Genomic DNA, 23479 nt, shown 5'->3' on the forward strand with positions numbered 1-23479 from the left:
CATGGCTCTCCGTCATCGTCGACCCATCTCTTCGTTTAACCTTGCCTTTCTTGATATAATGTTTTGCGGCTTTGGGGCGGTGGTACTGCTGGTACTCATTGTCCATGCCAATACGTTATCCCATCGAAAACAGCAGCTAGAGGACCTGACAGCAGAGGCTGAACGTGCAGCCCTGACAGTAAAAGCTGAAAGCGAACACCTTACGGAAATGAAGGCGGAGCTCGCCCAAAAAAAGCAACTTCTGGCAAAGTCCAGGCAGGAACTTGCATCCGTCAGGCAGCAGACACAGGCAGAGGAGAAGCGGCTTGCCGCTCAGTTGCAGCAGGCATCAACAGACCGACGTAAGCTTGAGCAGGCGCAGAAGGCTTTAAAGGTTTTGGATACGGAGCGTCGGCAGCTCGACAAAAGGGAGGTGCAGTCGTCGGCAAGCGAAGGGCAGGTAAGGCATTTTGCCGGACAAGGGAGGCGGCAGTATCTTACTGGGCTGCAGCTGGGTGGCAGGAGAATTGCCCTGTTGGTGGACGTGAGCGCCTCTATGCTTGATGAAACAGTGGTCAATGTGCTGCGAAGACGGAATATGAGCAAAGACGTTCAACGTAATTCCAGAAAATGGCAGCAGGCACAAAAAACCGTTGCCTGGTTGCTGGCTAATATGCCGCAAGGTGCCGATACCCAGATCCTGGCTTTCAACACTGTCCCTGTTCGTTTGGGAAATGATGACTGGGTAGCTGTCGGCAACAGGCAGGCCGTCGATACAATGGTAGAGAAGCTGCAAACGATGGTTCCCGCCGGCGGTACACATTTAACAAAGGCCTTTGCCGCGCTGGCTGCCTTGAATCCTGCCCCGGACAACTGTATTTTGCTCACCGATGGTTTACCCACCCAAGGTAACAGAGGGGCCACGTCCGGTGCTGTTTCAGGAAAAAAAAGGATGTCTTTTTATAAAGAAGCCATACAAAAACTGCCTGCCAACATACCTGTGAATACCATTTTGTTCCCCATGGAAGGCGATCCACTGGCAGCCACCCTTTTCTGGGAGCTTGCAGTGAAGACAAACGGATCTTTTTTAACGCCTACTCGGGACTGGCCATGAGAAAGAAACTGCGTAGCGTGGAAATATTTAACCTCTCCTTTCTCGATGTTGTGTCCTGCGGCTTCGGGGCTCTTATCTTGCTGCTGGTTATCAGTAAAATTTCCGAACCGCAGGTCGCGCAAACCATGGCTCGTGATCGGCATGCTGAGCTTGCCGCTCTGGAGAACGAACTTACTGCTGTTCGTGAGGAGGCAAAGCAGGTCTGGCAACAGCTTCTTCAACATCAGGAACAGCTCGAACAAGCCGACCGGCAACTGACTGAAAATGTTGCCGGTCTTGTCCGGATGCAGGAACGTATTGCCGGCCACAGCAAAAGTAGTGAGGCAGTGGCAATAGCAGAGCAGAAGTTGCAAACAGCCAGACAACAGTTGACAGAGGAAATGCAGCGCCTCCAGCGGCAGCAACGAATACGGACGGTGTCCCAACAACCGATAGGTGGGATTCCTGTTGATAGCGAATATATTATTTTCGTGATTGATACTTCCGGTTCCATGCAAAAATTTGCTTGGCCGATGGTGCGTCGGAAAATGACGGAAATATTGGATGTCCACCCCCGGGTCAAAGGGCTGCAGGTGATGAATGACATGGGCGAGTATATGTTTTCCCAATACAGTGGTCGTTGGATTGCCGATACCCCGGCAAGGCGAAAAGCTGTTCTCAGGCGTCTGGCATCATGGGCCCCTTTTTCCAACTCAAGCCCGGTGGAAGGAATTACGAGCGCGATTAGGCGTTTTTACAGTAAAGAGAAAAAGATATCTCTTTATGTCTTTGGCGATGATTTTTCAAGGGGCTCGATTCAAACCGTGGTCAATACCGTTACCCAGATGAATCAACGTGATATGTCGGGTAATAAAAGGGTACGTATCCATGCCATAGGTTTTCCGGTGCTGTTTGCCCAGTCCGGAGCGGAAAACAATGTGATCAGGTTCGCAGCGTTGATGCGGCGCCTTGCTGAAGATAATAATGGCAGTTTTGTCGGCCTGACTAATCTTGACAAGTAATACCTAAATTCTGCAATTGGAAATTTCGGAGTCTACGCTACCTGCCGAAGATGTGAGGCACCGGAGGCACAGACGTATAAAAATACTTCAAGCCTTCGGTAACGTAGCAGATTTGGTGAAATTGCCGATCCCGAAGGGCGTTGAAGGTGAGAAAAAATAGGTTCACTCAAACAGTGAATAGAACTTCAAATCAATTGTCTGCTCAATATGTTGTTTTTTAAAGTAGAATTTATTTTTTCTAACATTCGACGTGCAGAATTTAGGTAATATGTGGTGTCAAACTAAAGGGTGACTCTGTCTTAAGTCATTTGAATATATTGCACAGCGTACTTATTTTTTGATTATGAAAATTCTTGTTGTAGCTGATGCCGTGGTGCCGGAATTAGCAGAGGATCATAAAGACAGTCCTGATATACAGGGGGTTGAGCTGATCATTTCCTGCGGTGATCTCCCTCCCGAATATTTAACGTTGCTCAGTAAGCGCACCGGGGTACCGGTCTATTACGTAATGGGCAATCATGATATTCGTTATGAGGCCTCACCGCCGGAGGGGTGTCTTGATATACACCGCCGTATAGTTTCCTATCATGGATTCCGAATCCTGGGGCTTGCCGGATCTCGTTGGTATAATGGAGGGGTGAATCAATATACAGAAGCACAGATGCGCAATTTTATTTTTCGGCTTTGGTTCGGGCTGTGGCGCATCAAGGGGATCGATATTGTGGTTACCCATGCTCCTCCCCGCAAGATAGGTGATGCCGAAGATCCATGCCATCGTGGGTTCCGTTGTTTTCGTGGCTTGGTTAAACGATACCAGCCGGCCTATCTCCTCCATGGTCATATCCATGCGTTGTTTCACGATGACAGTGAAAGGGTGCATCAGTTAGGGAATACCCGGATTATTAATTGTTATGGGTGGTATATACTCAATGTTTGACGGTATTAAAAAAAGTTTGAGCAGGATATTTATCCGCTTTGAACCGGTGGAACCGGTTAAAGAACTGCAACATTTTGATACTGTCCAGACCTCAGAACAGGCATTTGAGTCAATTAACAGGGGGGTCTGCAGCATCCCCTTGGAAAAAATTGTTGGTACCGTAGGGCGTTACCACGATTTTGACAGCCGGTTCAGGCCCAAGCGAAAAGAGGACAGCGGACGTCTCCAAGGCATTCTCAGGGCCATGGTGAAAGGTAAGCCTATGCCCCCTGTTTCTTTATATCAGATCAAAGATGATTATTTTATTCTCGATGGCCACCACCGGGTTACTGCCGCCAGGGAGCTTGGCCATAAACACATACAGGCGTGTATATTAGAACTGCTGCCCGGTGCAGACACCTATGAAAATATTTTATATAGAGAGAAGATTGCTTTTCGTGATAAGGCAGGATTGACCGAGACCATCGATTTGACGGAACTTGGTCAATTTACCCATTTGGAGCAGCAGATTATGGCCCATCAAGAGTTCCTGGCGCAAACAGCGGATCAGGAGGTCGATTATAGCCATGCCGCGATTGACTGGTATCGAACCATCTATAAGCCTTTATATTCGATGGTGGCAGGCAGTGGGCTGGCTGATTCCTTTCCCAGGCGTACCGTGGATGATCTCTGTCTGTATATTTCGGTGCATCAATGGGAGCTCAGCAAGCAGCGTCGTTACGGTATCGGCATTGACCGATTGATTCCCAAAAGCATGGAGGAGTTCAGAACAAAAATGGCAGAATACAGGGAAGCAGAGTATCCGGAGATGAGGCGGGAAATAACCTTTTTTATCTTGCTGAATATTGAAGGGCGCCATGAAAATCATATCATGGATAAATTGTTACAGCTTGACGAGGTAGACGAAGTACACTCGGTGCACGGTTCAATCGACCTGATTGTGAAAGCAACGTTGATGCGGGATTTGTTGACCTCGGATGCCGAGTTGATCTCCCAGTTTACCCATAGTCATGTTCGGAACCTACGTGGGGTAAGAGGGTCGCAAACCTTGATTCCTGGAGTTTCCAGGGTGAGGAAGAAAGAGGTGCGGTAATGCTTTTGCAAAAAGCGTTGTGTAGAGGCATGAAGACGGCTGCCCGTAACGCAGAGGTGGATGTATGAAGCACGATGAAAAAAAGCAGACAGGGCATTTTATGGATCTTGTCTTATCACGGCAAAGTGTGCGTGCTTATCAGGACAGGGGGGTGGAACAAGAAAAGCTGCACCTGTTGATAGAAGCCTCGCGTTTAGCGCCTTCTGCGAGCAATGGTCAGCCATGGAAATTAATTTTTGTCACCGATCCCGCCTTGAAAGATCAGGTTGCTGATGCCACCTTCAGCACCATGGTATCTTTTAATAAATTTGTACCTCAAGCACCTGTGTTGGTAGTGATAGCCATTGAAAAAACGAGGGTGGTCACCCAGATAGGGGGATTGTTGAAAAAACGTGATTTCCCCTTAATCGATATCGGGATTGTTGCTGAACATTTTTGTTTGCAGGCTGCCGAGCTGGGGCTTGGCACCTGTATGCTGGGCTGGTTTGATGAGCAGCGGATTAGAAAATTACTCCATATCCCGGCCCGGATCAGGATCGGTTTGGTTATTTCCCTGGGCTATCCTCCTCCAGGATATCGGCTGCGAAATAAACAACGAAAAAGGGTCGAAGAAATGTGCAGCTTTAATAGGTATTAACAACGTTATTAGGTGTTGCGAACTTTTTCTTGAAATTTATGGTCCCGTCTAACTGTTTAGAATTATATGTATAGTTTTCTTTTGTTTTCATCCGGAACAGAATTTTTTAAATATCAATGAAAAAAACGGATGAGCTTTTTGTGACCAGGCAATCTTAAGACGTTAATTAGCCGCAAAGCTGATCTCAAAACAACACGTTACAGTTTATTATATATTGGAACTTACTGCACCACCCAACGCTAGCAAACCAGATTGAAAGGAGACGAAGGTAATGATGCACAACATATCGGCAATTTTTTTGATAACTCTGGTGTTGGTATTGGCAATAGTTGCAGGCGCGGCAGAGCTGCATGAAGGGATTTCGGAATACAGGTGGGGCGAGAGTGCATCTAGGTATGCCGGACTATCAAAACTGGGTGAAAAAGGCGAGGTCGGTTATTACACCAAGCCTGGAGAAACCTATACGATTGGTGATGTGTCGATTGAGAATGTAATATACGGGTTTTATCAAGACCAGCTTTTTGGCGTATATCTCAATATTGAATCCATTGAGGTGTATGACAAACTATTAACTCACATGAAATCACTGTACGGGCTTCCAGCAGCGAAAACGAGAATGGACAACTTCTTGGTTTACAAATGGAAGCACAAAGATATCACTATAAAGCTGAAAGCCGATGAGCCTATCCGGAAAATGAAGCTGGCATTTTATTATCGGCCATTATCCAGTAAACTAAACGCTCAACAATGGGAAGAACTCGACACCTCCTCGTTTCGTTTTGTCCCTATACAGAGAGATAAAAAACCTGAAAAGTTTATTCTTTTCGAATTTTAATAAGAAAACCGGCGCAAAGCAAAAGGCATTTTCTTTTTCGCTCCGTTGACAATGTCACCCTGTTTGGTGAATTTGAACTTAAACAGGAAACATGTTAATGTGTCTTGCCTTGCTATAGTTTAGTATAGGCATTGCAAATCTTCGATCTGCTCCTGCATGAGATTGCCTATTCGTCAATAACTTTGCGGATGATTTTTGAAAGGTCGCTGATCGCAAAAGGTTTCATGGCGATCGCTCGGACCCCTAATTTTTGCGCTTTTTCTTCAGAGAGAGTGTTGCTGTAACCAGTACAGATAATTATGGGAATGTCTGACCGTATCGCCAACATCCGCTGGGCAAGATCAAACCCGGTCATTGCCGGCATGGTCTGATCGGTTATCACCACATCAAACAGTAACGGGTCCTGCTGAAAAACGCTGAATGCCTCTACGCTGCTTGTGAAAACCGTCACCTCATACCCCAGGTACTCCAATATTGCCCGGCCTATGTCGGCAACTGTTTCCTCATCATCCACCAGCAGAATCCGCTTATTGTCTCCTTTAATCATTAAATCTTCAACATCCTCTGAAGACTCTGCCTGCTCAACAGCGGGTAGATAAATATGGAACCAGGCCCCCTTTCCCTGTTCGCTATCAACTGTAATGAATCCTCCGTATTTCTTAACAATACCATGAACAATGGCCAACCCCATTCCTGTACCCTTGTCAACAGCTTTGGTCGTAAAATATGGATCAAAAATTTTCTTTCTTACTTCAAACGGAATACCAGGACCGGTATCGCCAATTGACAGTATGACAAATTGGCCGGGTTGGACGCCTGGCTGTTGCTGTACATCCAAAAGGGTAAAGTCTATATTCTTCAGTGTAACGGTGAGAGTCCCCCCTGTCATCTCCATGGCATGGCATGCATTGGTGCACAGGTTCATTAAGATCTGATGAACCTGTGTCGGATCAGCAAGAATGGACCAGGAATCTTCCTTGATTTGTTGGTTTATCTCGATTGTGGAAGGCAACATCGGACGCAGTAGCTTGGTGGCTTCTTTAATGATCGGAGCGACCTGCAACGGCACTCGTTTGGTGTCTTTCTGCCTGCTGAATGCCAAAATTTGGTGGACCAGCAAAGTCGCCCGTTTGATTGCTTTCAACGCTTTATCTAGCGACTTCTTCGCTGGTGAGGTTGCTGGGGTTAAGCTGCGAGCCAGATCTACATATCCGAGAATAGCGCTGAGTATATTATTAAAATCATGAGCAATCCCTCCCGCCAAGGTGCCGATAGATTCCATTTTCTGTGCCTGTATGAGCTGATCCTCCAGCTGCTTACTCTCAGTGCTATCACGAAATTCAGCTACCCGAATCTCGTGCCCCTTGTATGGAATATTGCTACCGCGAATGCTGAGCGGATAGGTCGTACCATCTTTACGGAAGCCCTCCACCTCATAGTTTGCTTCATAACCCGAGTGGATTTTATCCATGACTATCGACCTCCAGTCGGGGGCAATTAGCTGAAGACAGTTCATCCCTATCAGCTCTTCTATAGTATATTGACTTATTTTTGAGAGTCCCTGGTTGCAGTCAATTATAATACCTTGATCGTGGATAACAATTCCACCAAAGGACGCATTATGAAGAACCCGAAAGCGCTCCTCACTTTCTCTGAGTTTCTGCTCAGCCCTCTTACGTTCTGTAATGTCACGGACAATGCCGAGAGAATGCCATGCGCCAGACATATGGAGCCTGGATAGGGAAAGCTCAATGTTTACCTCATGACCATCCTTGTGGCATGCTTTCAGCTCAAGAGTCCTGTCAATAGCATTGCCTTCCCCTGTCTGCTGAAATCTACGAAAGGCTGTTATATGCGCCTGGTGATATCGAGACGGTGCCAGCAAAGTGTGCAGGTTTCTGCCCATTACCTCAGAATCAGCATACCCGAAAATCTTTTCCGCGGCGGAGTTCCAGAGAGACACAAGCCCTTTTTCGTCCATCATCATGATGGCATCCTTGGTTGAATCGGTGATAGCACAGAAGCGGGCTTGGCTTTCGTCTAGGAAGTGGTAAATACTGCAGAATGCAGTTTGGTTATCCCAAACTATTCTACTTGCGCTCACTGCTACCTGGAGATGGGTTTTGTCCTTATGTAGCAAGATTGTTCCATATGCAATATGCCCATGCTCGAGCAAGGTTCTGACCCGTTGCGGAAATTGTTGACGTTTTTCCGAGGACTCCAGATGGTCAGCCTGCATGGCTTCCAGCTCACCGCAAGAGTAACCGAGATAGCTAGAGGCCGACGGGTTGACCTTTATTATATTAGTAGACTCATTCCAGATAATGATGGCTTCAGCGGCGCTTTCAAAAATCGACTGATAATTGTTCATGTACTATTTTTATGCATCAGCTTAATGTTGTTTCGTTGTCACAGAAAAAAATGCCAAAGGCATTTATACAGTAGAGTGACTGTAAAATCTTATATTGCCTTCGATGCAAGTGATAACATCACAATTCTTTTTCAGTATAAAACTTATTTTCTCCAGAAGTACAGAGTAACATCGCAAAATTTCTGGCCGGACTTATTGTTGCCTCCTGCAAAAAGGTAGCTATTTGTTACTGATCAGTGCAGTAGAGGAACCATTAATTAACATCATAGGTTTGCTAATGGTCAAAGTTAGGTAAATCGTGAGCGAAGGGAAAATGAAATTAATAGTTAGTAGATCCCATGAAACAGATTTGTTCTGCAACTATGACAAAGACCCGAAAAACTTTGGGTAGTAAAATCAACCCTTACACTCTGGTTTAACAGATATCAATTTACGGCATTTTTATCCGCAAAAAAGCTGGCGATTAAACTTTGTAGTGTTGGCACCGTGGAGGCACATGCTGAAAATGGGGCAACATTCCAGTCTAACAGGCCAGGACCTTCACAGGAATAGTCATAAGTCATTCGATTTCGCTAGTGGTTACAATTGCCTACGCTAGTCTCCAGCATTGCGGTAAAGGTTATCCCTGTAGGACCCACAGTCTAAACCATAAAGTTCTAGGCGGAAGGCTTCTGCTAAAAATATGATCGAGCAGGATAAAATTGAACTTTGAAACATTCATCGTATGCCACATGCAACATGATTCATCCCGCAACGATCATGATTACGTTTTCTGGTAGTGAACACGAGAAAGAAAACGTCGATCTTAACAAGTAACCCCATTCGCCTGTCCTGCGCACTATTGGATAAAAGAAGTAGAGCGCAGCCCCCCCCGTTTGTCCTCCCCCCTATGCACTTGGCATATTTGCATCGTTTTTGGTTTTCTTCTTCCGCCCGGCAATACATATTATTTTTTTTGAAATCATTCAAACAATACGGAAATCAAAAACTAACTCCCCAAAAACTCAACCCGAACAAATGCAAGTTAGATAATGTTCGAAGATCTAGGGTGGGAAGGCAATTCCGAATGTATGTGTTGCAATAACACTAAAATAAACCAGGACAGTACATAACTGTTCCTGATCTTTTCAGCGGATAATTGCCCCTACACCTAATTGTTTTACAGAGAAGTACAAGCTGTTTCATTATCAATCAAGATTTCAGATTGTATACCCAAAGGGAGGGGAAAGTGATGATTCGGAAGAATTACCTGAAAATTCTGGCATTGGCGGCGGTCGTGGGTTCGCCGGTCGCTATCGTGGGCTCTGTATCGGCCGGAGAGTATCTGGCCGGTGATTTTCACCAGCACACCCTGTACACCGACGGTTCCTACCCGTTCATGCAGGTAATGGAAGAAAACGCAAGCTACGGGCTTGACTGGTGGGCGAACTCTGAACACGGAGGAGAGCGCAACCGAGACGGCAACGGTAACTATTGGGACGACACAGAGGTATACCCGACAAACCCGATACTCGGTGACTATGAAGCAAGTGGTAGCCACCAGGAAATGTGGCGGTGGCAGAGTCTACGTGACTATGTCTATCCCAATATTGAGACTACTCGTGAAGAGTACAGCGACAAAATCGTCATCAGCGGTCTTGAGCAAAATGTTCCGGGCCACGAGCATTGTTCCACCGCAATATATCAATACGATAGTACCGCTACCGCAATCAGCGAATTCGAGTACCGTTTTGACCGTTCCGACGACGATACCAGCCGCGACGGCGAAGAAGGACTGCTGGATGGTTTCGGCACACTTGCCAAAACCAACGACACTGAAGACGATGCTATCTACGGTGTTGAGTGGATGCAGGCTATGAAAGATCAAGGTTTTGGTGATGCCTGGGTCGTACCTGCCCATGTAGAGCGTGCCTGGAGTTACCATATTGAGGACTTCCGTAACTGGATGGATGCAGGTCCGGATGTCGCTATCGGTTTCGAGGGTGCACCTGGGCACCAGACTTCAGGCGATCGTGGTTTCAGCCGCGGCTCTCTGGGTGGTGGCACCTACGGCGGTACCGGTTTCTACGTTGCAACCATAGGTGGACTGTGGGATGCGCTTGCTGCCGAGGGACGTAAATTCTTCAACTTTGCGAGTTCAGACTTCCATAATCATTGGTCAACCGGCGGTTCCGACTTCTGGCCGGGCGAGTATCAAAAGACCTACACCTACATCAATAATGATGCTAAAGACAAGATCCAGGCAGTTTTCGATGGTAACCGTTCAGGTAACAGCTGGAACGTTCAGGGCGACCTGATCGACGAGCTGCAGTTTACTGCAAAGAGCAAAGGTAGCAGCGCCATGATGGGTGAGACCCTCAAGGTGAAGGCGGGCGACCACGTTCAGATTAAAATCAAGGTACACGATCCTGTCGGAACGAACTTCTGTCCGTTTGACATGCTGAATCCTTCCCTAGACCAGGTAGGTATCGAGCAGCCGCTGAATATGCCGGAACTAGATCATATCGACCTGATCGCCGGTACCATTACCGGAAATGCACCGGTAACAAATCCGGAAGACGTCGTTGCAACCGATTATGGAACCGATACCCAGGTTATCAGAACGTTTGAGCGTAATGGAGGTTCATACAAGGACGGTTACATGACCTATGTCCTTAACTTCAAAGTTGAAAAGTCCATGTTCCTCCGCCTCCGCGGCACCAACCTCCCGGCAAACGTACCGTTTGAGACCGATGAAGACGGCAACCCGCTCGCCGATTCCGAGGCAAGCGACAAAATCTACTCACTCATGGACGCAGTAGAGCTTGAGGATCTGCTTCAGGAAAATGTTACCATTGCAACCAACAGCAAGCTGGATGAAGTTGCTGAAGCGTATGCCGATCTGTGGTTCTACTCCAACCCAATATACATCGAGGTTGAGTAAATATTTCCGACACCGTTGAAGTAACGTGGTTTCATGAATGTGTGGGCGGGAAACTGCCCGCACGTTTTTTTTTAGGACATTTTCATCTATCGACTGGGCGTATGCGACTTATCTACCTCTATTTCGTTTTTTTTCTTTCCGGTCTGGCAGGGTTGGGCTACGAAATCCTCTGGACCAGGATGTTTTCGGTTAGTCTCGGACACGAAATCTCCAGTATGCTCGCTGTGGTGTGTGCTTTCTTCGGCGGAATCTGTCTTGGCGGATGGGTATTTGACAGACCGGTCAGCAGAAGTCGGGTTCCCGGACTCTGGTACATGGCCTTTGAAATTATAATCGGTGGATGGGCCTTATTACTTACCACCCTAGTTCCGGTCATCAACCCACTCGTTGCGTCCCTGATTGGTGCGGAACCGACCTTTTTCCATCACTGGCTCACAGTTTTTCTCTGTGTCTTTATCCTTCTTCTGCCGGCAACAGCCGCCATGGGAGGAACCCTAGCCGCCATGGACAGGTTGTTTACCCGACTCAAGGACGAATTTTCGGTTGCCGGCCTTTATGGCATAAACACAATGGGTGCTATGGCAGGTACCGTTTTGGTCTCGTTCCGCCTTATCCCGTCACTTGGTATTACTGCCGCCTCATACATACTGATTTTCTGCAACATCCTCTGCGCTGCCGGTGTGTGGAGCACCCTGCAAAAACAACTCGTGGATCAACCTATCTCTGCAGGGACGGCAAAAGACGCAATATTCTCAAACACCAGGATTTTTATAACACTCATCGTAACCGGTTTCCTGGGTGTGACGTTTGAGGTGGTTATGGTGCGGGCCTTAAGCCAGATGCTTGAAAACACGGTTTTTACCTTCACACTCCTGCTTTCGGTTTACCTGGCGGGAACAGCGATCGGATCGATGCTCTACCAGTGCTTTGGCCGCCGTTTTGAATTCACTCAAGGACTGACCGTACTGGTTGTCGCTACGTCTTCCTTTTGTTTGCTCTCAATCATTGTCCTCCCTCATGCTGAGGACATTTTCATTTCACTCCACAGATCGTTGGGTGAGGGGTTCCGACAGGCAATTCTTTCCGAGACTCTGCTGGGGATCATTATCTTTCTTTTGCCAACCATTCTAATGGGGGCAACCTTCAGTCATCTCGCACAACATCTCAAAAAACCTTCAGGAGGTGTCGGCAAGGCTTTAAGCCTGAATACACTCGGAGGAACAGTGGCTCCTCCCTTGGCAGGAATCTACCTGTTGCCGGCCTTTGGCTTGAAACCTGTCTTGCTCGCCCTTGCCGGATGCTACTTACTCCTCATCCCACGGCTTAGAACCCTGTCGGCGGGAGCTGCCCTGGTCCCGGTTATTATGCTCGGGATGCTCTTTTTCGACCAAAATCCGTACCGGTTTATCACAACCGACCGGGACGATGTCCTCGTTTCCTACCAAGAAGGAATTACGGCAACCGTTTCGGTAATTCAGGATTCCGATAAAAACGTTCACCTGAAGGTGAATAACCAATTCCAAATGGGTGGCACATCATCGGTATACTCCGACCTCCGTCAGGCCCAGTTACCCCTGCTGTTGCGCGAAAGACCGGAGTCCGCACTCTTTCTGGGGCTGGGGACCGGGGTAACCTTCTCCGGCGCCGCAGATTATCCGGGCCTGCAGGCCGAAGCAGTCGAGTTGATCCCCGAAGTTATCAAGGCGACGAAACATTTTCAAAAAGCCTCCGGTGACCTTGATCAGGCGAAGAACCTGAGAATAGTGAGTGGGGACGCCAGGCGCTATGTAACGGCAACCGAGAAAAAATATGACGTCGTTATCGCCGATCTTTTCCATCCGGCTCGGGACGGCGCAGGAGCACTTTATAGCCTAGAGCATTTCCGCTCGATCAGAAATGTCCTTACTGAAGACGGCCTGTTTTGCCAATGGCTGCCACTCTACCAGATGAATCTCGCGACCCTGAAAGTGATTATTCGAACCTTTATGGAAGTATTCCCGGAAGGGCAGGCATACCTTGCTCATTACAGTATTACCAACCCGATTATCGGGCTTGTGGGAAGCACTTCCGCACTAAGATACCCTGAGAAGTGGTTCAGGGAGAAGATGCGGGATCCGGCTATAAGAAAAAAGGTGCTTCCACTTAAGTATGATAGCTTCTACAGTTTGTTCGGAACCTTTCTTGCCGGAAATGCATCGCTAAAAGAATACAGTGGTGGTGCATCGATAAACAGCGACGACCATCCTGTGGTTATCTACCAGGCCCCCAGATTTCTCTACTCCGAACAGGAGCCTCCCTATACACGGCTCATCAGCCTGGTCAATGAGCTGGGGCCGGCCTCTCCTGAAGATATTTTGGCCGATTATATTACCGAGGAAGATTACCTGGCAAAGGAGCGATTACAGGCCTACTGGAAAGCAAGAAATTCCTTCCTTTTGGCGGGAACGAAAATTGAGAAAACGAGGGATGTACAAAAGCTTTATGAATCGGCAAGGGAACCGCTTCTGGCAGTAATACGACAAAGCCTCGATTTTTCTGCTGCATATTATCCACTGCTTTCAATTGCCTACGAAATTTACCCATATAACAGGGACGCTTCATACCAGCTGTTAAATGACTTGATTCGGGTAAACCCCATGAAGCGTGAAGCTGCATTACTCCAACAAAAGATATTTGCTGAATAGCCAAACAGACCCATCTTTTATGTGCAGGATTTGAAGGGTAGCCTGATGAATTAAGAAAACTTTCTGAAACACGGAGAGAACAGTTCTGTAAGATAATTGATTACAACAATAAAAAAACTTAGGAATGAGGACATTCCTGCTTACCATAAGATGTTTGAAATCATACAAAATAATATGTGGCTGGCTGAAAAGAGCACGTTAAAACATTTTCCAAAGCTAATTGAATTCGTTGACTTATGGGATCGGTTTTTAAAAGATACTCTGCCGGGTGAAGTTGTGCAGGCACTAGGCCATTCAGAAAAGTCGCTTCATCCATTGTATGAGGACTTGCAGCAGCGGCATGACGAACTTAGAGCAAAACTATCTGAAGGAAAGATATAATAGTATAAGTATTAACCCGTTGCTGGTAAGGACGCGCAAAACGACCGCGCGCCTCACAGCAATACGCTAACATTGCCACATCGAAGGTCTGATTATCCTAACAGTATCTCTACTAGACTTTCTTCCTGTAAGGTCCTGGCCTGTCAGACTGGAGAGTTGCTCCATCTTCAGCATGTGCCTCCACGGTGCCAACACTACAAAATTTAATCGCCGGCTTTTTACGGCGAAAAATGCCGTAAATTGATATCTGCTTAAACCAGAGTGGAAGGGGTGATTCCACTACCCAAAGTTTTTCACCCAGAAGTGGCAGATATAGTTTGGAAAAATAGACGGACCGGGGATTTTTTGCTTACTGAAACTATTTGGAGTCGATAAGCTTGTAACGTATTCGCAAGACGCCATCGTTAAAATCATGGGAGGATAGCAGGAAGGTACCGATTTCTGATGTCCGCTTAACATGTTCGCCAATACAGGGGCAAGCGTCAAAATCGCCTACATGAACAATCCGAATTTCCTTTGCACCATCTGGAAGACGCGTGAGATTGTAGAGTTTTGCGGCCTCGGCCAAAGATATCATTTCTGCACCCACCACCAGATCGGCTAAGATAGCCTCATTTACCGCCGCCTCAATTTGCTGGGCCTCGACATCTGTCAATTCACGACCAAAATGGTAATCACATTTGGACTTTTTCTTGTTCACATGAGCACTGAAGCAGCGCCCGCACTCAAATTTTCTGACCATGACCTGATTGAGAATGTGTTCTGCCGAGTGCATGCGTGGAACGTACGATTTTGACATATTGATAATGTATATTTTTTTAAGGTGGGAAAAGAAAGTCGTGATCACATGGGCAGTGCGAATCACGGCTTCCTGAAAGATCATTACGGCGAGATGTATAGGGGATCAAGCATCCTTCGTAAAAGGAAAGACCAATCAACACCGAAAGCAAATAAATTCGTTTATCCCATTTTATAAATCAAACCTTTCCGGCTGCAAAAAAAGAAATGTAAACATTCACTCAATTCCAGCTGAAGCAAAACACTAGCATATGGTTTGAGTCAATTGCTGGAGACCTCCGCTCAGATTACGTTAAAGGCTCTGTGGAGACGTGCGCTTTGCTGCAACAGATACGGCAATAGTGGCAGGGAGCGCCTATTTTGTGTCCTCCGTTAATTTTGTTTGCATCACTTGATATGTAGAGACTTCGACAAGAGTCTCTAACCGGACAACTCGTTTATCAACCTCAACGAGATGAGATTGCAACTTGTCTATATCCTTATTTAAACCTCTTGTTTCGTCGGTGAGTTTCATGACGTCAATTAGCAACTCTTTCCATCCCGCCATTAGCGCATACACAATACTATACACAACAGGTTGTTTCTGTTTTTCTGACTTTATTTTGTCTTCATTTTGTTTTAAAAGCCATCTTCGCAAGCTTTATATCATTATTTGCTATGGTGCAGGCAGGATTGAATTTTTTTGTATACCTGCTCCTTGAGGGATTCGTAAGTGTGTTTTTCCGGGTAAATCGGCTGTTGAAAGTTGACGGAAATCTTGCTGAACGGTTTGGGCATAATAGAGCCACTTGGCAGGGCAGCAAAGGCACCGTTAATGGTCACCGGTACCACTGGTACATTGAGTTCTTTGCTTAAAATGGCAAAGGTTTTTTTAAAATCGCCAAGCCCGCCGTCCTTCGTCCTGGTACCTTCCGGAAAGATCATGATGTTTTTACCGCTTTTTAAAAGTGCTGCAGTCTTTTGAATAGAAGCTTTGACATCAGATTGAATATCCATAACAATTACATTGTGCCGGTCGGCAAATTTTCGAACCCAATTGTTGCGCAGGTGCTTTTCCTTGGCATAAAAGTATGTCTTTTTCATCAGGGTGTTGGAAAGTGATGAAGCAACAAAGAGACCGTCAAAAAAGCTTTGATGGTTGGGCGCTATGATGCAAGGGGTGTCGGGAAGGTGCTCACGCCCCTCTGTGCGTATGGAAAAGTAGAGTGAGAGGAGTGCCTTGGACAGATTTTTCAGCAGTACGGTTGTTGCCCAGGTACGAGGCAGAGGGAGGTCGACTTTTTCTTTGATGATTTGTTCCCAGTTGAACACTTCCACGCTGATTCTTTCCTTGTTTTCCTTCACATAGGCACTGAGTCCTGCAGGCGTCTGGTGCTGCATCAGTTCGGATTCGGCAATCTCCAGACCAAAGGTGTTTTTGATGAACACCAGCAGACTGATTTTATCCAGTGAGTCCAGGGCAAGATCAATTTCCAGATGGTCATCCGGGTGAATGGGATGTGCGGTCAGTGATTCGATATATTGCTTGAGAATCGTGTATTCTTTGTCTTTGGGCTGCTTGGTAGATTTTTTCTTTTGGCTCTTTTGCTGAGCCATTTGAGGCAGAAGAAAGCGCTTGAGCTTGGAGAGCCGTGTTCTTGGCAACTCGTCATCAACCAGCGTAAACTGCATAATTTTATACGCAGGTGAGACGCTTTGGTTAAATTGGTCAAGCACCTGGTTGCGGAAGTAACCTTCTATGTCGGTAATCCCCTTTTCTCTTATCATCGCCAGGTTGGGGCGAATGATGGCTTGAAGAATATCGTTTTTAAGAAAAATTCCCACCTCTGTAATTGCCTGGCTCATGGTCTCAAGTTTATCTTCGAGAAGGACGGGATTGATGTTTTTGCCGCTGGAAAGCACCAGGATTTCTTTTTTTCTGCCGGTGATGAACAGGCGTCCCTGGTCGTCGAGGTGACCTACATCTCCAGTGTGAAGCCAACCGTCTTCGAGTACTTCGGCCGTTGCCTCCGGGTTTTTCCAGTACCCCTGCATGATATTTTTACCCTTGGCAAGAATCTCTCCGTCACGGATAGCAATTTCTGTTCCTGGGAGATTTGTCCCTGCTGAGCCTATCTTCAGCTTGCCGGGACGGGTAAAGGTTATCATCGGAGCCGCTTCTGTCATGCCATACCCCTCCAAGACTTCAAAACCTAGAGTGGTAAACTGCTGACCGATTGCTGGGTCCAACGCCGCTCCACCGCAGACCAGGAACTTGAGATGGCCGCCGAATTTTTTATGCACAGACCCAAAGAGCAGCTTAGACAGCGATTGGCTCTGTACCTTATCAGCAAGCTTGTACATCAGGGCGGCGATTTTGTTACTCTGTATTCGACCCATTATAGCGGTGCTGATCAACTTGTAGAGCCGAGGCACGCCGATCAAGACCGTGATCCTGTTTTTTTGCAGGGTCTGGACAATGTCTTCGGACTGGAGGGTGGGGCAGAGGGCAATGGTAGCGCCAATATACAGCGGCGCTACCATTGTGCCGAGAAGCGGAAAGATGTGATGCAGGGGGAGGAGCATTAAAACCCGTTCTTCCCTGTTGTAAATGGGAATGCCTTTGGTGACCGCATCTATATTGACCAGAATGTTGGTAAACGAGAGCATTACTCCCTTGGGCGCTCCAGTGGTGCCGGAGGTGTATATAAGCAAAGCTGTGTGGTCAGGGTTAGGGACTTCTATGGTCTCCGGTGGGGCTGGGAGGTGTTGGTCCAATTCTTCGAAAATGAGCAACTGAGGAGAGTCATCAAGTTGCGCAAGGACTTGATTTACAGTGTCCTTGCATTTTGCAGAACAAAAAATAACTTCAGGTTGACAGTCGCGGGCAATATATTCCAATTCATCCTGGGTGGATAGATAGTCAACCGGGACAACAGTACAACGTTTCATCCATGCAGCATAAAATGCGGCAATCCAATCCAAGCGGTTCTCTGAAAAGATCAGTACCCTTTCAGGGTTGCCGGTAATGGCATCAGCAAGGCCGGCAATAGCGGTCAGAAGCTGGGCGTAGCTTATCGTTTGGTCAGGGAGAATGACAGCAGCTTTATGATGGTCTGTGAGCAGCATGGTGTAATCGATTGTCAAGGGTTATGAGGCTCTATGAGGGAGAAGAATAGATAGTAATAGACTATTATACTACCCTAACTGGATCTTGTGGGCAATAATGGGATTGCCCTACTGTGTCGGTAATCAGCATAAAATAGAGAAACAAAATAGTCCCAAGGGAAGCCGCTGATTCGCGAGTGTGTAGTTCTTGCCAAAGATAGAATTGGTACTTTTCTGTCTTGTTGTCTTATACATGGTATTGTACGTTGAAAAGCACGACCCCGGATAGTTCATGAACATTGCGTCACTTTGTTTCATCGCACACAATTTTTTTATGCTGAATAACATCGCATGGAGTGACAAATTTGGACAATGCCCATCAATGGTCAATTTATTGGCATTGTTTGTACATGCTTTTCTAATGATTACTATTTATCATAGGAAGATCGCTTACCCGGAGTCTATGCTTGTCTATGCATAAGCAAAAACTTTGCATCTGATACTGCCGAAGCTGGTGAAAAAAGCAGAGCGGAGTACTCTTAGAGAAGAGGTGACTGTGTGGAGAATGGTATGATACGGAACAAATCTTTTCAGAGCGAACTGGACCGTCTTCAGGAAGCTGTACAGAGCTGTGAGGCATTTTCTGCTGACCGGATTGTTGCCGGGGAGGGCTACAGTGTCAATCCTTCTCTTGAGTTACTGGAACTGCAGGGAATCGGTCTGGCAGATATTGCCCTGGGCAAAGAGCGCGAGCCTGAGCCGGGTGAGGAGATGGTGCTGGTCTGGAAGCACCCGCGCACCCATGCTGTTTACTGTCGGCCTGCTTTAGCCAATGATCTGTTGGTACTCAAGCTTGTCCATGAAACAATCGATTTGACGCAAGCTGCCCGTGAGGGAGACGTCACAGTGGGTGCTCTTGAAGCAGTTCTTTTTCAGGCAGTGGAAGATGGTCTTATCATCAGAGCCCCTTCACTTCTTTGCCGTGATCAGGATACGTACCCCACAACATTTTCGGATGAGGAATATCGCTCAACACCGGTTTTTACCCTTCAGTGGCATGTCACCCAGGCTTGTGATCTGCACTGTAAGCACTGCTACGACAGGAGCGACCGGGTGCCGCTCCCTTTTGACAAGGCGTTGGCTGTGCTTGATGACATGCACCGCTTTTGCCACCAGAACAATATACTCGGCCAAATCACCTTTACCGGCGGCAATCCGCTGATGTACCCACGATTCAAAGACCTCTATCAGGCCGCTGCAGACCGGGGGTTTATGGTGGCAATTTTGGGCAATCCAACGTCTGCATCCATTATGGATGAAATTCTTGCTGTCCAGCATCCAGAATTTTATCAGGTAAGCCTGGAAGGGCTGGAAGCGCATAATGATGCTATCCGAGGGGAGGGGCATTATCAGCGGATTATGGCTTTCTTGGACATATTGCGGCAACGGCAGATCTATTCCATGGTTATGCTGACCCTGACCCAGGCCAACTACGAGCAGGTTATTCCCCTGGCCGAGCAATTGCGGGACAAGACGGATCTGTTTGTTTTTAACAGGTTGACCTTGTTTGGTGAAGGCGCGGCGCTTAAGCCGATTGAACCTGCGGTGTATGAGGATTTTCTCAAGCGCTACCAGGAGGCAGCAAAAGATAACCCGGTTATGGCCTTTAAGGATAACCTGTTTAATCGCATGAATCATTGTGCACAGAATTCGCTGTTTGGCGGTTGCGCAGGTTTTGGCTGTGGAGCTGCTTTCAATTTTGTTTCGCTGCTTCCTGATGGAGAGGTACACGCCTGTCGAAAATTTCCTTCTCTTATGGGCAATATTTTCAAGACATCGTTGCAGGAAATTTATCAGTCGGAAAAGGCGAAAAAATATCGCGGGGGCAGTGCAGCCTGTGCTGACTGCACCATAAAGATTGCCTGCCGAGGGTGCATGGCAGTAGTTGCCGGGCACGGCCTCGATCCCTTTGTTGATCTTGATCCCTATTGCCCGGGCATTGTGTCGTCGGATAAGGACAACTGATTGGTAGTTATTTTTGACCTTTTGTTCATTTTTCAGGCGCCACGATTCGTCACCATTTTGTCGGTGGATCAAAAATTTGTGTTCCCCTGTGCTGAGAGGTTTCAAAAATTCTATATTTTTCTGGCTGGAATATAGTTCTACCTAAATCCTGCAATTGCCAAGTTTGCCGAAAGTGCGAGGCTGCGTACACGCAGACGTACTGTAGTACTTCAAGTGTTCGCAAACAAAGCAGATTCGGCAAAATCGACATGCATGATTTAGGTTCTAAGCTTTCGTCTCTCTTAGCAACTCAGGGCCGTGAAGAGTCTGCGGCCTGAACCAGCAAGTTTTTTCATCCGTTCCTCGTTCATCCTATTTTTAATAGATTCTGGAAAAGTGATTGTTTTCTTGTCCGAATAAAGCTCCTGTTGTGTTTCCCTTGCGAGGTGGGTATAAACACTCCAAAGAAAAATAGAGAGGTGGGAGTACCACCCAAAAGAGATGTCGCGTTGAACATAAATACGCCGGAAACCATTGAAAGGATACCTGTAAGATGAGCACAAATGAGCCAAACAAGATCATCTATTCGATGATCAAAGTCAGTAAAAAATATAAAGAAAAACAAATATTAAAAAATATATCTCTTTCCTATTTCTACGGAGCTAAGATAGGTGTACTTGGCCTGAACGGTTCCGGGAAAAGTACCCTGTTGCGAATTTTAGCAGGTATTGACCAGGAATTTGACGGCAAAACTGTGATGTCGGATGGCTTTACCATCGATTACCTGCCCCAGGAACCTGTTTTTGATGCGGATAAGACTGTGCGCGAGGTGGTGGAAGAGGGAGCTCAGACAACACTGGATTTGATGGCCGAGTTTAACGCTATCAACGAGCAATTTGCCGAACCCATGGATGATGATGCCATGCAGGCGCTGTTGGATCGGCAGGCCGAGGTGCAGGATAAACTGGATGTTCTTGATGCCTGGAACCTGGACAGTAAACTTGATATGGCCATGGATGCCTTACGGTGTCCGCCCGGTGATATGAAAATGGATGTCTTGTCCGGCGGTGAGCAGCGTCGGGTTGCGCTTTGCCGGATTTTACTCAAGCAGCCGGATATTTTGCTTCTTGATGAACCGACCAACCATCTGGATGCAGAGTCTGTCTCGTGGTTGGAACAGCACCTGCAGAAGTATGCGGGAACCGTTATTGCGGTGACCCATGATCGTTATTTTCTCGATAATGTAGCCGGATGGATTTTGGAGCTTGACCGTGGTCAGGGGATCCCCTGGAAAGGCAATTATTCTTCGTGGTTGGAACAGAAGGAAAAAAGGTTGTCCCAGGAAGAAAAGAAAGAGAGTAAGCGGCAGCAAACTCTGCAGCGCGAGCTTGAGTGGATTCGGATGAGCCCCAAGGGCAAAAGGTCCAAATCCAAGGCGCGTATTACTGCTTACGAGAAGTTACTGAATCAGGAAACCGACAAGCTCGATAGCGATTTGGAACTGTATCTCCCACCCGGTCCTCGTTTAGGGAAAGTCGTTATTGAAGCAGAAGGACTGTCCAAGGCTTTTAACGACCGGGTGCTTATTGATAACTTAAACTTTTCGCTGCCACCCGGTGGTATTGTCGGCATTGTGGGGCCCAATGGTGCGGGAAAATCGACCCTCTTTAAGATGATTACCGGTCAGGAGCAGCCGGATAAAGGGACGATCCGCATAGGAGAGACGGTAAAACTGGCCTATGTGGATCAGAGTCGTGACAGTTTAGATCCGAATCAGAATATCTGGGAAGCCATATCAGAAGGACAAGATACCATCTGGCTCGGTACCCACGAATATAATTCGCGCGCTTATGTGGCTAAGTTTAATTTTACCGGCAGCGAGCAGCAGAACAAGGTCAGTGAAATCTCCGGTGGTCAGCGTAATCGTGTGCATCTAGCCTGTACCCTCAAAGAGGGTGGCAATGTACTGCTTTTGGATGAACCGACCAATGACCTGGATGTCAATACCATGCGGGCGTTGGAAGAAGCGTTGGAAAACTTTGCCGGTTGCGCGGTGGTTATCAGCCATGATCGTTGGTTTCTAGATAGGATTGCCACCCATATTATGGCCTTTGAAGGAAATTCCGAGGTAGTTTGGTTTGAAGGAAACTATTCCGACTATGAGCAGGACTATAAGCGGCGGAAAGGTGCTGATGCCGATCAACCCCATCGTATACGGTATCGGCAGTTGACCCGCTAAGATGTAAAAGATGTTTTTCACGTATGAACCTATAATCCATAATAGAGCTTGAAACAAAAGGAGGGACGTGATGAATAAAATGTTTGCAGTAGGTGCAGCCTTACTTGTGTCCGGTATGTTTACACCTGATGTCAGTACGGCTACTGAGCCAGGTGTGACCATAACCGGAGACGGCAGGGCGCGGGTTATCTACAAGGATAAATATGATTTCGGCAACTCAGACAAGGATGCTGCCAGCTATGCAGATAGTCGCGCTCGTTTTGTTGTGACCGGTACAGCCGCAGGCGGTGCTTATGCAAAAGGCCGATTGCGTTTGGGCGATACCAAAATGGACGGGGCGGCAGATCCGGCTAATGATAATAATATATGGGTTGATTATGCCTATATAGGCGTTCCCATCGGCCCTACTGTGGTTGAGGCCGGTAAGATAAAGTCTAATATCACCAAGTTTCTTCAGTGGGATCAAAGTGTTGCTCGAGTGAGTGTTGATTGGGGAATTGACAAATATCACCTCATCGGCTTGGTCGATACCTTGAGTGAAGGGCAGGTGTCTGATGTTGAGATTGATCAAATAGAAGACAACGACTGGATGATGTACGGTTTGGTTGCCAAGGGAGAATTCAGCGAGAACTGTTTTGCACAGCTGAATGTGGCCTATTTTGATGATCAGCGAGATGAATTTGCTACGGGGAAGTATGTAGAGGATAGAAGCGGAGTGGTAACCTCTGTGTATATGCGCGGTCTGTTAATGGACTTTAATTTGGAAACCGAGCTTGCCTTTAAGGAGGCCGGCTTTATTAATTCAAGCATGGAGGCGGATGGAGATTCTGCTGCTGATCCAGTTAACACTGATCCTGACGATGGCTGGGGATGGTATGGTCAGGTAGAGTATCCCATGGGTAACTTTACTCCAGCATTGAACATCGGCCTGTCCACAAATAATTTTGCCGTCGATAATGATTTTGGTTGGATTATGACTGGTAACGGTAATAATGAACCTATTGCTGTGTTTGATCAATTGGGCGCTGAAGGGGACTGGTTCTGGATTGCGCCATCTGTTACCTATGACGTCAGCGAACAGCTGCGCCTGGTTGGTAATTTTGTGTGGGTGAATATTGATGGTAATGATAATGTGGCCGTGGACGATAAAAGATTGGCTAAGTTGATGGAAATATCCGGTTCTTTAACCTATGTGATTTCTAAAGGCGCTGATTTTACCTGGAAGGCAGGGTATCTCCTACCTGATTTTGACGGTCGGCTTGATGGGGCTGGGGTGGAAGATGATGGTGCCTTTGGCACCTATGCCAGGCTGGAAATAAAGTTTTAATATCATTATTTATCAGTTGGTGTGAAAGCGGGTCCTTTATGGACCCGCTTTTTTTTAGTAGCAACCGGC

Annotated in this window: 15 protein-coding genes; 12 read left to right on the top strand and 3 right to left on the bottom strand. The window is 47.0% G+C overall.

The genetic code is table 11. From position 1 onward, the window contains the following. Position 1 precedes the first annotated feature (1 nt). The 6 genes from ACHZCY_RS13795 (at position 2) to ACHZCY_RS13820 (ending at position 5596) form a co-directional block, all read left to right on the top strand. The gene (locus tag ACHZCY_RS13795; RefSeq protein ID WP_319549299.1) at positions 2-1093 is read left to right on the top strand and encodes a vWA domain-containing protein; all 1092 of its coding nucleotides are present in this window, start codon (positions 2-4) and stop codon (positions 1091-1093) included. After that, a complete protein-coding gene (locus ACHZCY_RS13800; RefSeq protein ID WP_319549300.1) occupies positions 1090-2094 on the top strand; it encodes a vWA domain-containing protein in 1005 nt (334 codons plus the stop codon). Before ACHZCY_RS13795 ends, ACHZCY_RS13800 begins: the two co-directional genes overlap by 4 nt. Before the next feature lie 343 nt (positions 2095-2437). Then, positions 2438-3031, top strand: a complete 594-nt coding sequence (locus ACHZCY_RS13805; protein ID WP_319549301.1) for a metallophosphoesterase family protein — start codon at positions 2438-2440, stop codon at positions 3029-3031. Then, positions 3024-4124 (top strand): Lrp/AsnC ligand binding domain-containing protein, encoded by a 1101-nt coding sequence (locus ACHZCY_RS13810; protein ID WP_205224258.1) that lies wholly within the window; start codon positions 3024-3026, stop codon positions 4122-4124. The genes ACHZCY_RS13805 and ACHZCY_RS13810 overlap by 8 nt, the downstream gene beginning before the upstream one ends. Before the next feature lie 64 nt (positions 4125-4188). Next, positions 4189-4761: a nitroreductase family protein gene (locus tag ACHZCY_RS13815; protein ID WP_319549302.1), complete on the top strand. Its 573-nt coding sequence runs from the start codon at positions 4189-4191 to the stop codon at positions 4759-4761. A 271-nt stretch (positions 4762-5032) separates the two neighbouring features. Beyond that, positions 5033-5596, top strand: a complete 564-nt coding sequence (locus ACHZCY_RS13820) for a hypothetical protein (RefSeq protein ID WP_319549303.1) — start codon at positions 5033-5035, stop codon at positions 5594-5596. A 166-nt stretch (positions 5597-5762) separates the two neighbouring features. Here ACHZCY_RS13820 and ACHZCY_RS13825 read toward each other — a convergent pair whose 3' ends face one another. After that, the gene (locus tag ACHZCY_RS13825; protein WP_319549304.1) at positions 5763-7967 is read right to left on the bottom strand and encodes a hybrid sensor histidine kinase/response regulator; all 2205 of its coding nucleotides are present in this window, start codon (positions 7965-7967) and stop codon (positions 5763-5765) included. Positions 7968-9264: 1297 nt separating this feature from the next. On the opposite strand from ACHZCY_RS13825, the gene ACHZCY_RS13830 reads away from it, so the two are divergent. The 3 genes from ACHZCY_RS13830 to ACHZCY_RS13840 all read left to right on the top strand — a co-directional run bounded on the left by ACHZCY_RS13830 (position 9265) and on the right by ACHZCY_RS13840 (position 13955). After that, positions 9265-10890 (top strand): CehA/McbA family metallohydrolase domain-containing protein, encoded by a 1626-nt coding sequence (locus tag ACHZCY_RS13830; RefSeq protein WP_205222150.1) that lies wholly within the window; start codon positions 9265-9267, stop codon positions 10888-10890. A gap of 101 nt (positions 10891-10991) precedes the next feature. Then, positions 10992-13574, top strand: a complete 2583-nt coding sequence (locus ACHZCY_RS13835) for a spermine/spermidine synthase domain-containing protein (protein ID WP_319549305.1) — start codon at positions 10992-10994, stop codon at positions 13572-13574. A gap of 150 nt (positions 13575-13724) precedes the next feature. Continuing rightward, a complete protein-coding gene (locus ACHZCY_RS13840; protein ID WP_319549306.1) occupies positions 13725-13955 on the top strand; it encodes a hypothetical protein in 231 nt (76 codons plus the stop codon). A 358-nt stretch (positions 13956-14313) separates the two neighbouring features. Here the strand turns inward: ACHZCY_RS13840 and ACHZCY_RS13845 are convergent, their stop codons facing one another. Next, positions 14314-14754: an alanyl-tRNA editing protein gene (locus ACHZCY_RS13845; protein WP_394713441.1), complete on the bottom strand. Its 441-nt coding sequence runs from the start codon at positions 14752-14754 to the stop codon at positions 14314-14316. 647 nt (positions 14755-15401) lie between these two features. Then, positions 15402-17879, bottom strand: a complete 2478-nt coding sequence (locus tag ACHZCY_RS13850) for an AMP-binding protein (RefSeq protein WP_319549308.1) — start codon at positions 17877-17879, stop codon at positions 15402-15404. A 531-nt stretch (positions 17880-18410) separates the two neighbouring features. Here ACHZCY_RS13850 and sbtM point away from each other — a divergent pair. From sbtM to ACHZCY_RS13865, 3 genes are all read left to right on the top strand, one after another. After that, positions 18411-19865, top strand: coding sequence for a thio(seleno)oxazole modification radical SAM maturase SbtM (sbtM, locus tag ACHZCY_RS13855; protein ID WP_319549309.1), 1455 nt, complete (start codon positions 18411-18413; stop codon positions 19863-19865). Positions 19866-20397: 532 nt separating this feature from the next. Next, positions 20398-22083, top strand: a complete 1686-nt coding sequence (gene ettA, locus ACHZCY_RS13860) for an energy-dependent translational throttle protein EttA (protein WP_205222146.1) — start codon at positions 20398-20400, stop codon at positions 22081-22083. A gap of 70 nt (positions 22084-22153) precedes the next feature. Next, a complete protein-coding gene (locus ACHZCY_RS13865; RefSeq protein ID WP_319549310.1) occupies positions 22154-23410 on the top strand; it encodes a porin in 1257 nt (418 codons plus the stop codon). The last annotated feature ends 69 nt before the right edge of the window (positions 23411-23479 follow it).

Origin of the sequence: Desulfogranum marinum, assembly GCF_963675105.2 — a bacterium.
In the GTDB taxonomy this organism is placed as follows: Bacteria; Desulfobacterota; Desulfobulbia; order Desulfobulbales; family Desulfobulbaceae; genus Desulfogranum; species Desulfogranum marinum.